Here is a 13,401-nt window from a genome sequence, read left to right as displayed (position 1 = left end):
TGGAGTAATACGATGAGACGCCTTCGCAATGCAAAGATCGTGGCAACACTCGGGCCGGCAAGCACGGCGCCCGAGATCATCGACGCCCTGTTTGAAGCCGGCGCCGATGTGTTCCGGCTCAACTTCAGCCACGGCAGCCACGAGGACCACAAGCAACGGCTCGATACCATTCGCGCGGTCGAGCGTGACCGGGGCCGCCCGATTGGCGTACTGCTGGATTTGCAGGGGCCCAAGCTTCGCATCGGCACCTTCGCCGAAGGCCCGGTTCAACTTGAAGCCGAGGCGTCGTTCCGACTGGATCTCGATAGCGCCGTGGCCGGATCGCAAACCCGGGTAAGTCTTCCGCACGCCGAGATCTTCGCTGCGCTGCAGGAAGGCAGCGAACTGCTGCTCGACGACGGCAAGATCCGCCTGCGCGTCGAGCGGTGCGGCAAGGATTTTGCCGAGACCACCGTGGTGAACGGGGGCACGCTTTCGGATCGCAAAGGCGTCAACGTACCCGGCGTGGTCCTCCCGTTGTCGGCGATGACCGAGAAGGACAGGCGTGACCTGGACTTCGGGCTGACGCTCGGCGTGGACTGGATCGCCTTGTCGTTCGTCCAACGGCCCGAGGACATCCTGGAGATCAAGGAGATCGTGAAGGGCCGCGCCGGCATCGTCGCGAAACTTGAAAAGCCCGCCGCCATCCAGAGCCTGGAAACGATCGTCGCGGAGGCCGATGCCGTCATGGTGGCGCGCGGCGACCTCGGCGTGGAAATGCCTGCGGAGCTGGTGCCGTCGCTGCAAAAGCAGATCGTGCGGGCATGCCGCAAGGCGGGAAAGCCGGTCATCGTCGCCACGCAGATGCTCGAATCGATGATTTCGGCGCCGGTCCCGACACGTGCCGAGGCCTCCGATGTCGCCACCGCCGTGTACGACGGCGCCGATGCGGTGATGCTGTCGGCCGAATCCGCCTCGGGCAAGTATCCAGTGGAGGCGGTCCGGATGATGGACAGCATCATCACCCGCACGGAGTCGGACCCGCTGTATCACGATGCCATCCAGGCCTCGCATACGCCGCCGCGCGCGGAAGCCGCCGATGCCATCGGCTACGCCGTGCGCCACGTTGCCGGCCTGCTCAAGGTGCCCGCCACCGTGGCGTACACCAGTTCCGGCTACTCGGCATTGCGCATGGCGAGGGAGCGCCCGGAGGTGCCCATCCTCGGCATGACACCGCGAGTCGCCACCGCGCGACGCCTGGCATTGGCCTGGGGGGTGCATGCGGTGCTCTGCCATGAGGTGATCGACGTGCTGGAGATGACCGATCTTGCCAGCCGCACCGTTCTCAAGGAGCGCTTCGGCGTGGCCGGCGATTCCATCGTCATCTCGGCGGGCCTGCCCTTCACGGTGGCCGGCACGACCAATCTCCTGCGCATTGCGCAAGTCCAGTAAGGAAGCGACATGCCCTTCATCCAGAACATTCGCGGCTACGAGATTCTCGATTCCCGCGGCAATCCCACCGTCGCCGCCCAGGTCGTGCTCTCCGACGGCGCGCAAGGCTTTGCGGCAGCGCCCTCTGGCGCGTCGACGGGAATACGCGAAGCGCTGGAACTGCGCGACGGCGATCGTCAACGCTACTTCGGCAAAGGCGTACGCAAGGCCGTCGAGCACATCAACGTCGACATCGCCCGCACCTTGCAGGGCATGGCAGCCGGAAATCAGGCCGACATCGACCACTGCATGATCCGCCTCGATGGCACGGCGGAGAAGTCGCGCCTTGGCGCCAATGCGCTGCTGGCCGTGTCACTGGCCAACGCCAGGGCCGCCGCCACATCGGCCGGCCTGCCGCTGTATCGCGCCATCGGCGGGCGGGACAGGGGCACGCGCCTGCCGTTGCCGATGATGAACATCATCAACGGCGGGGCGCACGCCGACAACAACGTCGACATGCAGGAGTTCATGATCCTGCCGGTGGGAGCGCCCTCCTTCTCCGAGTCGCTCCGCTGGGGCGCAGAGGTCTTCCACACGCTGCGCGCTGTGCTGAAAAAACGCGGGATGTCCACCGCAGTGGGCGACGAGGGAGGATTCGCGCCCGACCTGAAATCGAACGAGCAGGCGCTGGAAATCATCATGATCGCCATCGAGGCGGCGGGTTTCAAGGCGGGACGGGATATCGCGCTGGGGCTCGACGTGGCGAGCTCCGAGTTCTATCGCGATGGCTTCTACGAACTGAAGTCGGAAGGCAGGGCTTACGACGCGGGCGACTTCGTCAACCTGCTCGTCAAATGGGTGAAGCAGTATCCCATCGTGACCATCGAGGACGGCATGGCGGAAGGCGACTGGCTCGGCTGGAAGCTGTTGACGCAGCGGCTGGGCGCGCAGGTGCAGCTCGTCGGCGATGACCTGTTCGTCACCAATACGGCGATCCTGCAGGAAGGCATCGACCGGGGCGCCGCCAACGCGATCCTGATCAAGCCCAATCAGATCGGCACGCTCACCGAAACACTGAACGCCATCGAACTGGCCGAGACGGCGGGGTACGCGTCCGTGATCTCCCACCGTTCCGGAGAGACCGAAGACACCACCATTGCCGACCTGAGCGTATGCACGGCCGCCACGCAGATCAAGACCGGCTCCCTCTCCCGTTCGGATCGCGTGGCCAAGTACAACCGGCTGCTTTTCATCGAGGCGGAACTCGGTTGCGCAGCGACGTTCGCGGGCCGCGATGCCTTGGCGGTCCCGGCCTAGCAACACCCGCCTTGCCGCCTCGCCACGCTGGGCGGCGGGAATTCATGCATCGAAGATCCAGCAGAGATCGAACACTTATTGACGACAGGAGACAAGCCATGCGTACTTCCCATGCAGTGCAGCAGTTCATCCGTGTATCGCTTCTGGCGCTCGGCCTCGGCGCGTCGGCCCTGTGCAGTGCGCAAGACTGGCCCACGCGACCGATCAGCCTTGTGGTGCCTTTTCCATCCGGTGGCACCACGGATGTCCTGGCACGGGCCATCGGCGACCAGTTGTCAAAGCAGCTTGGCCAGCCTGTCATTGTGGAGAACCGGCCCGGCGCCGGCGCCACGGTCGGCGCGGACTACGTCAGCAAGGCAAAGCCGGACGGCTACACGCTGCTGATGGGTGCGGTACACCACACCATCGCGACGAGCGTCTACAAGAAGCTGCCCTACAACTTCCAGAAGGACCTCGCGCCGGTCGCTACCGTGGCGATGGTGCCGAATGTGCTGGTGATCAACCCCGCGAAGACGCCGGCCAAGACGGTCGCGGAACTGGTATCGCTCGCAAAGACGGCGCCGACGGAGTTCGCCTATGGCTCGAACGGCAATGGAACCGCGCAACACCTGATCGGCACGCAGTTCCAGGCGGCCACCGGCGCGCCGCTGCTGCACGTCCCATACAAGGGTAGCGGCCCGCTGACAACGGATCTGCTTGGCGGCCAGGTCACGATGTCGTTCGATACGCTGACGACGGTGCTTCCTCATATCAAGGCCGGCAAGCTTCGGCCACTCGCGGTCACCACTGCAAAGCGTTCCAGCGTGTTGCCCGACGTGCCGACACTCGAGGAGGCAGGGCTCAAGGGCTTCGATATCGGAACGTGGTTTGGCGTGCTCGCCCCGGCAGCCACGCCGAAACCCATCGTCACCAGACTCAGCGCCGAGATCGTGAAGATCGTCAACTCTCCGGATTTCCGCCAACGCATGCTCGCCGCGGGTGCCGAGCCTATGGCAAGCACGTCCGATGAGTTTGCAAAGCGCATCGACACGGAAACCGCGAAATTCGCGAAGCTGGTCAAGGAGGGCAAGGTGGCGATCGAGTAGGCCGACGGCGGGCCTGCGAATGCCGGCGCGCGGGCGCCGGCCCATCCAATCTCATTTCAGTTGCTGGACTCGGATCATGTTGCCGGCCGGATCGCGTACGCCGAAGTCGCGCACGCCGTAGGGCTGGTCGGTCGGCTCCTGGACGATCTCGGCATCCCGTTCCTGCAGGCGCTGGAAGGCGGCGTCCAGGTCCTTCGCGCCAAGCAGCAGCATCGCGAAGGTGCCCTTGGCCATCATCTCGGCGATGGTGCGCTTTTCCTCGTCGGTGACGCCGGGCGTGGCGTTGGGCGGGTACAGGACGATGGAGGTTTCGGGCTTGCCCTTCGGGCCGATGGTGATCCAGCGGTTATCGCCAAAGGCGACGTCCTTGCGGACCTCGAAGTCGAGCGCGTCCCGGTAGAACGCCAGCGAGACGTCCGGATCGGTGTGGGGAAGGAAGGTCGAGTGAATGGTGATGTCCAAGATCAGTCTCCGTGGTGGATAGGGAAGCGGTGGCCGCGGCCGTCGCCGCGTTGGTCCGGAACCATGGAAGGCAGTCTACGTGGGCTCCTTTTCGGGCGCTTCTCGATTCCTGATCGGTCGTGTCACCTGCTTCGCGACGCAGGACGGGATGCCCTCGGCCTCGCGCGCGCAATCGCGTCGGTAAACGCTGGGCGAAACGCCGACAAGCTCGGTGAACCGCGTACTGAAGGTGCCCAGCGACGAGCACCCGACCTCGAAACAGACCTCGGTAACGCTCAGATCGCCGCGGCGCAGCAGCGCCATCGCGCGCTCGATGCGCCGCGTCATCAGGTACGAATAGACGGACTCGCCGTACGCCAGCCGGAACTGCCGGCTGAGGTGGCCCGCCGACATATGGATGCCCTGGGCGAGCGCCTCGACGTCCAGCGGCTGGGCGTAGTCGCGGTCGATGCGGTCGCGGACGCGGCGCAGGCGGGCGAGATCACGGAGAACGGTGTCGGGGGCGGCGGCGGGCATCGGGGTATCCTGCCATGCCCGGCGGGCACGTTCAACCCGGCGCCGGTGGGCGCCGGCTGGGGGACGGAGGGATCGGCAGGCCACGGGGCATTTTCGGGCCGGAAGGGGTCGATGGACAGCGGTATCCGGATGGCCGACAATCGCCGGACGTGCACCGCCGATCCGGCCGGGCACGGACCACGGCAGTTGCCCCAGTCGGTTCCCCAAGAAAGAAGGAGCGCACCATGGCGACCCTGTCTCTTTCCCTTTCGAGCGGTACAACAATCGACGAGATTGCGGACCGCATCTATCGCATCTCCACGCCGGTCGAGATTCCTGGGGGTGGCGGATTCTCTTTCAACCAGTACCTGATCGACGACGACGAGCCGCTGCTATTTCATACCGGCCTGCGCAAGCTGTTTCCGGTCGTCAGGGAAGCGGTCGAGCGGGTCATGCCGATCGATCGTTTGCGCTATGTCGGTTTCTCGCATTTCGAGGCCGACGAATGCGGCGCACTCAATGAGTTTCTCGCGGCTGCGCCGCGTGCGGAGCCACTGTGCGGCCAGATCGCGGCCATGGTCTCGGTGGGTGACTATGCCGACCGGCCACCACGCGCGCTGGATGACGGCGAGACGATCTCGCTCGGGCAGCACAGCGTGCGCTGGCTCTATACCCCGCATCTGCCGCACGCATGGGAATGCGGATTCCTCATGGAGACCACCTCGGCAACGCTGCTCTGCGGCGACTTGTTTACCCAGAGCGGCTCGCATCACCCCCCGCTGACCGAGAGCGACATCCTCGAACCAAGCGAGGCGTTCCGCCGCGAGTTGGACTACTTCTCACACACCAAAAGCGCCCGCACCATGCTGGAACGCCTTGCTGCGTTGCAACCGACAACGCTCGCCTGCATGCACGGCAGCGCGTGGCGCGGCGATGGCGCGGCCTTGCTGCGCGCGCTCGCCGACAGCGTCGAACGCGACCCGGCTCCACGCTGAAGGATCGCCCGGGAGCGGATGGCGAAGGCGACGTCAGGATTGCGCATTGAAGGCGTCAAAGGTGTTGCGCACGCATGCCGCCATGCGGCTTGCCAGGACGTTCAGGGGAAAGTGGTCGGACGTCACCGCGTAGCTTCGGAACAGCACGTCGCCCGAAAACGGTACTTCGCGCACGTCGGAGAGCCTGAGCGCACGGCTCACGATCGGGCTAACGATCGACACCCCGAGCCCCTTGCTCACCATCTTGCAAATGGTCGTGGCGTACGGCGTTTCGATGGCAAGCACTCGGGACCCCGCCGGAAAGTGGCTGTCGATCTCGCGCCGGTTCGAGCTTTCCATCGGCAACGAAATAAAGTGCTCCGCCTCGAAATCCGCAGGTTCCAGAACCGTCCTCGTCGCCAGGCGATGTGATGTGGAGACGATGCAAACCCCGCGCGCCAGGTTGATCTCTTCATAATCCAGGCTGGGTAATTCGGTACGCACGGAGCAAAAACCAATATCGCAAAACCCGGTCGCTGTCCATTTTGCAACGACGTCCGACCTGCCCATATTGACGAGCACCGGAATATCGGGAAAGGTCTCCCTGAATACCCGGATTGCATCGGGTAATACGCTCTCGGCAATCGAGCCGACTGCGCCGATCCGGAGTAAGCCAGTGCCCCGCTGCCGGATGGAATTCGCGCTTTCATCGAGCGATTCCAGCCCGATGAATGCCCGCTCGACTTCGGCATAAAACGCTTCCGCCTCCGCAGTCGGGATGAGCTTGGTCCCACTACGCTGGAACAACTGAAAGCCAACCTTGTGCTCCAGCAGGGCGATCCAGCGGCTGATATTGGGTTGCGAGGTATGCAGAAGGCCTGCGGCCGTTGTCATGGAGCGCGACATCATCACGGCGCGAAACGCCTCGATCTGCTTGAAGTTCATCCAGCGGCTCCAAAAAGGAACGGATTGTGGCACGCCGTGCCGTGCGCGCCGCATCACCACGCGACCCATATCAGGATTGTATAAGAAGCTGCGAGGTGCTGATTTGACGTATGGGTTGCCGGAATCCAAACTCAATTCATGTTTTTCTTCGACAGGTTTTGATAATGGAATCCAAAGTTAGCCGCCGGCTCAAGCAACCTCCTGCAAGGGAAGTCATCCAGTACATTTTCCAGCCGCGCACCACACGGGAATTCTTCACCAAGAATTTCGAGGTGCTGACGCAGATTAATTTCGCTCATCTGATTATGTTGGATCAGCAGGGCATCATCGACAGGAAGACGACTTCGACCCTTGCCAATGCCCTCCTGAAAATGCGGCGGGAAGGCCCCGAAGTGGTCGAGCTGGATGCGGCGCGAGAAGACGCCTATTTCAATTACGAAGCGCACCTGATCAAGCTGGTCGGCCAGAATCTCGGCGGTCGCCTGCACACGGCACGGAGCCGGAATGATATTGGCGCGACAAATGACCGGATGCGTGCGCGCGGCTTTGTCGTACGGATCAGTGCGGCCCTGCTAGGGCTGTGCGATGCGGCGTTGGCCCAGGCGGCCGAATACGCCACCTGTGTGATGCCTGGATATACCCATATGCAGGCGGCGCAGCCGATCACGTATGGGTACTACTTCTCGGCATTGGTCGAGGCGTGGTCGCGGGACATCGACCGGCTGCTGCATGTACTGGAAACGGTCGACGGCTGCCCACTCGGGGCGTGCGCGCTGGCCGGGACGTCATTCCCCATCGATCGCACCCTGACCAGCAGCTTGCTGGGCTTCAGCCGGCCACTCGGGAACGCGCTGGACAGCGTCGCGTCACGCGACTTTGCACTGGAGCTAAGCACGACGCTCTCGATCATGATGATCACGTGCAGCCGGATGGTGCAGGACTTCTATATCTGGTCGACGCCCGAGTTCGGATATCTGAACTTTCCGGACAGCATCGCCGGGACGTCCAGCATCATGCCGCAAAAGAAAAACCCGGTTGTGCTGGAATACCTGCGCGGCAAGACCGCGCATCTGATCGGCCTGACCTCCGCCGCGCTCACGACGGTGAAGTCCACCCACTTCACGCATTCCGGCGACAGCAGTCGCGAAAGCACGCGGACCTGCTGGGAGAGCTGTGAGGAAGCGCTGAAATGCCTCGAACTGATGACGCTGCTGGTGCGGGACGTTCAACCGGATCGCGAGCGCATGGCGTCGCGGGCCGCAGGGGATTTCTCCACGGTGACCGATCTGGCCGACTTGCTGGTCCGGAAGGCCGACCTCTCGTTCCGGGACGCCCATCACATCATCGGCGCTGTCGTGCGGCGTGCGCTCGACGAGGGCCTCCCGGCTGCCGCGATCACGCCTGAGATGATCGATGCCGCCGCGGAACAGCAAGTCGGACGACCGGTGGCGCTCTCCCGCGAGGACGTTGCAAAATGCCTGGACCCGATCCGCAATGTGGAGGCTCGCCAGTCATACGGCGCGCCCGCGCCGCAAGCCGTGATGACTCGACTCGATGAACAGAAGATCGCGCTTGAGCACCGGGCTGACGCCGTCGAGGCGACCGACCGGAGGATTCGCGAGGCATCGGCGTTGCTGGAGCGGCGTACCCAGGCGCTCGTCTCGTCCGACCCGCAAGCCCGTTGACGTTCGCAAGGAAATAACCATGTTCAAGTTCACTACGGTGCTCGTGGCTGCCTTGGGGTTCTGCTCTGGCGTCAGCGCACAAGGGTATCCCGACAAGCCGGTCGACCTCGTCGTGCCGTTTGCACCCGGCGGAACCGTCAACCTGACCGCGCGGCTGCTGGCGACCCGCATGTCCCAGGTGCTGGGCCAACCGGTCATTGTGGATAACAAGCCCGGCGCAGGCGGAGCCATTGGCGCGGCATTCGTCGCCAGGGCGCGCGCCGATGGCTACACGCTGCTGTATGCGACGATGGGCAATCAGGTCATTGCCCCGCTGCTGTCCAGGAACCTGCCGTTTTCACCGTCCAAGGACTTTGCGCCCATTGCGCTCTTTGCCACGGTGCCAAACGTGTTGGCCGTCTCCGCCAACACGCCGGCAAAGAACATGGCGGAGCTGCTCCAGTACGCGAAAGCCAATCCGGGAAAGCTCAATATGGGCTCCGCGGGGCAAGGGTCCGTCAATCACATGATCGGCGAGCTCTTCATGCTCCGGTCGGGCGTCAAGTTCACGCACGTCCCGTACAAGGGCGCGGGTCCCGCGACGTCCGATCTGCTGAGCGGTCAGATACAGATTCTTTTCGCGAATCTTCCCGCCTTGCAACCCTTCGTGAAGTCAGGCCGCGTCCGGTTGCTCGGCGTGGCCAGCAAGCAGCGGAATGCCGCGATCCCCGATGTGCCGACCTTTGGGGAACTTGGCATCAAGGATGCGGAAACGGAGTCCTGGTCAGCACTGATGGCGCCGGCCGGCACCAGCGCACAGGTGATCAAGAAGCTCCAGGATACGGTCAGGTCCATCACCATCGACCCTGCGATGGTCAGGCAGTTGACGGCCCAGGGCGCGCAACCGTTCTATGGCACCGGGTCGGAAATGGACAAGTTGATTGCCGACGACAGCAAGCGTTGGAGCGAGGTCATCAGGCAGGCCAACATTCAACTGGAATGATCGTGCCGAGATCGCTGGCAATTTCCTGAAGGCAGCAAGTTCGGGAGCGCCGGGAGCGGAGCGGCGGTTGCATGAGCCGCTGGCATCACAATCACGACGCCGCCGTCATGTCGCCGGATTGGTCTTTGGGCCAATGGAGCGTGGGATGCGTCGGCGCTAGAGTGAATCGAATGTACGGCAGGCGCCGTGCAGGAGATGACAATGAATATGCCCATGCGCTCCGTGGTTCTGGCGAGTCTCGCGCCCGTGCTGCTCACCGCCTGCAATACCGCGCCGATCCCACCCGGAAAATCTCTCTCCATCCAAAGCGCGCTGGACGCCATCGTCAGTGACATGTGTGCGTTCCAGCAGAAGTTCGCGCAAACGCCGCAAGGGCAGCGCACGGGTGTCGATTCCTATACCGTCGAGCTCGCGCTCAGTGTGGATGGCACCAAGGAGTCGCCAGTGGGTGTCGCACCCGATATCGCGTTCATGCCCACCGTCACGTATGGCAACACGCTCGCCATGGCCAAGGACAGCAAGCTGGTGGTGACGTTCAGGAATGCGGGGCAACCCGGCGCGGCTGGCGGTGCGGATTGCCCGCAGACGGCACGCTGAATGGCCCACATGGCGTGGTATCACGATGAATCAGCCGGATGGGCGGGCACCGTGAATTGAAAGATCGCGCCGCGAGGCTCGTTCGCGCTCGCCCACAAGCGGCCCTCGTGCGCTTCGATGATCGAGCGGCAGATGGACAGCCCCATCCCCAGGCCGGTGGACTTGGTGGTGTAGAACGGCGCGAAAATGCGCTCGGCGTTGGCCGGTGCCAGGCCTGGCCCGGAATCGCTCACCGTCACCAGCACGCCGCCGGCGTCCGTTATTCCTGTACTGATCAGCAATTCCCGCACGCCGTCGCTGACACCGCTCATGGCCTCCATCGCGTTGATGAGCAGGTTGAGCAGGACTTGCTGCAACTGGACCCGATCCCCTTGAATGAGCGGCAGTGGGTCTGCGAGATGCGTCCGCACCGAGGCGCCGTGCTTCGATGCTTCGCCGCGGGTGAGTTCGATCACCTCGCGGATGGCCTTGTTGATGTCGAACGGTTCTTTCCGTGGCGGCGCTTTCTTGACCAGTTCGCGGATGCGGCCGATCACGGCACTCGCCCGATCGCCGTCGTTGACGATACGGCCGAGCGCCTGCCGAACCTCCTCCACGTCAGGCGGCTGGGCGCTCAGCCACCGCAGCGCAGCCTTGGCGTTGGTCACCGTCGCGGCGATCGGGCTTTTGACTTCGTGCGCAATCGAGGCCCCTAGCTGCCCCATCGTGGCGACGCGGTTCGCGTGGGCCAACTCCGTCTGCACCTCGCGATAGCGTCGCTCGCTCTCGCGGACGAGTTCCTCCGCCTGCCTGCGCTCTGTCAGATCGAGCATGAATGCAACACCTTCCATCCGGCTGGCTTCGAACGTGGCCGCACCGACCATGATGGGCACGCGGCTGCCGTCCTTCTTGAAAAACTCCTTCTCGTAGACCTGCGTGCGCCCTGCTTCCTCGATCTCTCGCAGCGCTCGTTCGTCGCTCTCGCGCCATTCCGGCGGGGTCAGATCCCGCCAGCGGATGCGACTCGCGACCAGATCGTCGCGCGCGTAGCCCACCATGCGAAGAAATGCGTCATTGGCCTCGATGATGTCGCCCGCGACATTCCACACGATGATCCCGATGATGTTGGCGTCGACGAGGCGCCGGATCTTCGCTTCGCGCTTCACAAGCTCGTGGTACAGATGGGCATTTTCCAGCGCGATGGCGGCCTGCGAGGCCACCAGCCGCAGTACGGCGATGCGATCTGGCGTGAACACGCGGGTAGTGAGGTTGTTTTCGAGATAGAGCACGCCGGTGAGCTTCGCCTGATTCATCAGCGGCAGGCAGAGAATGGAACGCGCACCACGCTGACCAATGTAAGGATCGGCGGCGAACGCCGGATCGGCCGCAGCATCGTCGAGGATGACGCTCTCCCGGGTCCGCAGGACGTAGTAGAGGACGGACTCCGGCAGCAACGCCGCAGTCACGGGCTCGTCGTACAGATGTACGGCGACGGCTTCGCCGCCAGTCGTCGCTTCCGCGATGATCCGTTGGTCGCCACCGTTCGGAAGAATCAGCAGACCGCGTTCGGCGCCGGCCTGTTCAACCGCCGTACGCATCACCATCTCGATCAGCGTTTCCAGGACGATGCCGCCCGAGACCGCCTGCGACACCTTGATCACGGTTGCGAGGTCGAGGTGTTCGACCGGCGTGGCGATCGTGCCCGTTGGGCCGGGTGCGGGCGCTTCCGTCCTGAGGTGCGGATGCATTTGCTCGAGTTGCCGCACCTTCCCCTCGGCACGCCAGCGCAGGTAGCAGTAACGCGCGTTACGCAAATACGTTTCGGCGATGACGTCGAAATCACGCGCCGCGTAGAACTGCGCCGCGAGTTCGTTGGCAAGCGCCTCGACGTGCAAGAAGCCGTTGGCGCGTGCCGTGCGGATGGCATGTTGGTAAAGGCGCATCGCATCCAGATCGCGGCCTTCGATCCGGGCGACCTCCGCGCCCACCAGCGCGGCGCGATTCTCGAAGTTCTCCGGGCAATTCTCCGCCCAGACCACTAATTGTCTGTGATGCGTGGCCAGCGCATCGAGGTGTTGCTGTCGCTCGCCAGCCAATGCGGAATCACAGCAGGCGGCGTGGGACAGCGCGCCATAGAAGTGGTATTCGGCTTCCTCGAAAAACGAAGCTGTGGTCCAGAGCAGCGCTTTCGCGTTCGCTGCGGCATCCATCGCCGCTGCGTGGTCGCCGGCGATACAGCGCGCCTGCAGTTTCCGGATCCAGTACCAGCATGCCGCAATCGCCAGTTCCGGGTTTTCCGCAAAACGGCGCTCGATGCGAAGCTCGTCAAACTTCGCATCGTCAAGGCAACCGAATTTTGGCGTGAGGCCCCGGAGCGTCCGAATCAGCGCGACTTGCGTGGCGATGATGTCGATGGCAAGGCCGAACCGCGATTTCTCCGCGAACGCGAGGCCGTGTTCGGCTTCGTCCTGCGCCTCGGAGAGCGGCTCGCCGGAGAAAATCAGGTTCGAATTCAGATCGTTCCGCGTGTAGGCCGCGTACTGGAGATCGCCGCAGCGGTTTGCCGCGTCGAAAGCGCGGCGCTGCAGATCACGGCAAGCCCCGACGTGTTTCATCCAGGGCACGACAAACAGCGCGAAGCAAACAAAGGTTCTCGCCTCGAGGCGTTTCAGCCCGCGCCGTTCGACGAGGTCGTAGCCAAGCTGGCCGAATCGGAATCCCGCCGTGTAGTCGCCGAAATGCGGTCCCGCGATTCTGATGAGAATGACATACGCGAAACAGGAAGCATCGCAGTTGCCGTGCTCAAGGCTCAGACTGACAGCCTTGCAGATGGTCAGGGAAGCCAGGTTCTCATCCGTATATAAGGCCGGCGTCCAGAGCTTCATCAGAACATCGACGGTTGCCAGGGGCGCCGGGTCCTCCATCAGCGGCATATCGATCAGATCTTCGATGGCCCGGTCCCCGAGCGTTGACCAGACGCGCTCGTATTCGCGTCGTACGTCTTCGTCTTTCGGATGCGGCGACCAATCGATACCGAAATGCCGGAGGCAACCGAGGCCGACCAGAATGGCGCGGCTGCTCTGATCGAGAACCAGGCAGACATCCATATGCAAGCAGGCGACGATGGCCTGTTCGACCGTTGTCGTGGCGTGATTCGCCAGTGCCGCCAATCGCTCGTCCGCGACCGATAACTGGCCGGTCAGGAATTCGCATTCGGCCCGGTTCAGCTCCAGCGCGAAGATGATCTCGTGCTGACGCTCCCAGCTATCCTCCGCCAGTAGCCCCACGCCGATATTCAGATAGGTGAGTGCCGAGGCATAGGCGGTGGACCCCTTGGCACGCTTTCCCGCCATCAGGTTGAGCTCGGCGAGTTGGTCCCGCTCCGCTGGCTGCGTGATCAGCGGCGCGCCGCGGTTGAGCTGATTGACGATCTCGAAGATCGCCTCCTCCCGTTTCTCGGCAGGCGTGCG

At 63.6% G+C, this 13,401-nt stretch carries 11 protein-coding genes; 7 read left to right on the top strand and 4 right to left on the bottom strand.

All coding sequences use genetic code 11. The features are described from left to right. Positions 1-12 precede the first annotated feature (12 nt). The 3 genes from pyk to BLR29_RS09720 all read left to right on the top strand — a co-directional run bounded on the left by pyk (position 13) and on the right by BLR29_RS09720 (position 3,812). On the top strand, positions 13-1,431 hold the full coding sequence (gene pyk / locus BLR29_RS09730; protein ID WP_092136758.1) for a pyruvate kinase: 1,419 nt from the start codon (positions 13-15) through the stop codon (positions 1,429-1,431). A gap of 9 nt (positions 1,432-1,440) precedes the next feature. Then, positions 1,441-2,727, top strand: a complete 1,287-nt coding sequence (gene eno, locus BLR29_RS09725) for a phosphopyruvate hydratase (RefSeq protein WP_092136756.1) — start codon at positions 1,441-1,443, stop codon at positions 2,725-2,727. A 98-nt stretch (positions 2,728-2,825) separates the two neighbouring features. After that, positions 2,826-3,812, top strand: a complete 987-nt coding sequence (locus BLR29_RS09720) for a Bug family tripartite tricarboxylate transporter substrate binding protein (RefSeq protein WP_092136754.1) — start codon at positions 2,826-2,828, stop codon at positions 3,810-3,812. Between the two features lie 51 nt (positions 3,813-3,863). Here BLR29_RS09720 and BLR29_RS09715 read toward each other — a convergent pair whose 3' ends face one another. Both BLR29_RS09715 and BLR29_RS09710 read right to left on the bottom strand, forming a co-directional pair. Then, on the bottom strand, positions 3,864-4,274 hold the full coding sequence (locus tag BLR29_RS09715; RefSeq protein ID WP_092136752.1) for a VOC family protein: 411 nt from the start codon (positions 4,272-4,274) through the stop codon (positions 3,864-3,866). 75 nt (positions 4,275-4,349) lie between these two features. After that, complete coding sequence (locus tag BLR29_RS09710; protein ID WP_092136750.1) at positions 4,350-4,790, bottom strand: helix-turn-helix transcriptional regulator; 441 nt, start codon at positions 4,788-4,790, stop codon at positions 4,350-4,352. Positions 4,791-5,014: 224 nt separating this feature from the next. Here BLR29_RS09710 and BLR29_RS09705 point away from each other — a divergent pair, with 224 nt between their 5' ends. Next, a complete protein-coding gene (locus BLR29_RS09705) occupies positions 5,015-5,764 on the top strand; it encodes an oxygen-binding di-iron domain-containing protein (protein WP_092136748.1) in 750 nt (249 codons plus the stop codon). Between the two features lie 33 nt (positions 5,765-5,797). Here the strand turns inward: BLR29_RS09705 and BLR29_RS09700 are convergent, their stop codons facing one another. Then, positions 5,798-6,688: a LysR substrate-binding domain-containing protein gene (locus BLR29_RS09700; protein ID WP_092136746.1), complete on the bottom strand. Its 891-nt coding sequence runs from the start codon at positions 6,686-6,688 to the stop codon at positions 5,798-5,800. Positions 6,689-6,852: 164 nt separating this feature from the next. On the opposite strand from BLR29_RS09700, the gene argH reads away from it, so the two are divergent. The 3 genes from argH (at position 6,853) to BLR29_RS09685 (ending at position 9,952) form a co-directional block, all read left to right on the top strand. Then, positions 6,853-8,373 (top strand): argininosuccinate lyase, encoded by a 1,521-nt coding sequence (argH, locus tag BLR29_RS09695; protein ID WP_092136744.1) that lies wholly within the window; start codon positions 6,853-6,855, stop codon positions 8,371-8,373. A gap of 19 nt (positions 8,374-8,392) precedes the next feature. Next, on the top strand, positions 8,393-9,355 hold the full coding sequence (locus BLR29_RS09690; RefSeq protein WP_092136742.1) for a Bug family tripartite tricarboxylate transporter substrate binding protein: 963 nt from the start codon (positions 8,393-8,395) through the stop codon (positions 9,353-9,355). A 201-nt stretch (positions 9,356-9,556) separates the two neighbouring features. Beyond that, the gene (locus BLR29_RS09685; protein ID WP_255371168.1) at positions 9,557-9,952 is read left to right on the top strand and encodes a hypothetical protein; all 396 of its coding nucleotides are present in this window, start codon (positions 9,557-9,559) and stop codon (positions 9,950-9,952) included. A 20-nt stretch (positions 9,953-9,972) separates the two neighbouring features. Here BLR29_RS09685 and BLR29_RS09680 read toward each other — a convergent pair. Then, positions 9,973-13,401: GAF domain-containing sensor histidine kinase (locus BLR29_RS09680; protein WP_143018431.1), on the bottom strand; the 3,429-nt coding region annotated here is incomplete at its 5' end.

Source organism: Cupriavidus sp. YR651 (assembly GCF_900101625.1).
Classification (GTDB): domain Bacteria; phylum Pseudomonadota; class Gammaproteobacteria; order Burkholderiales; family Burkholderiaceae; genus Cupriavidus.
This window is presented reverse-complemented; position numbering and strand designations above follow the sequence as displayed.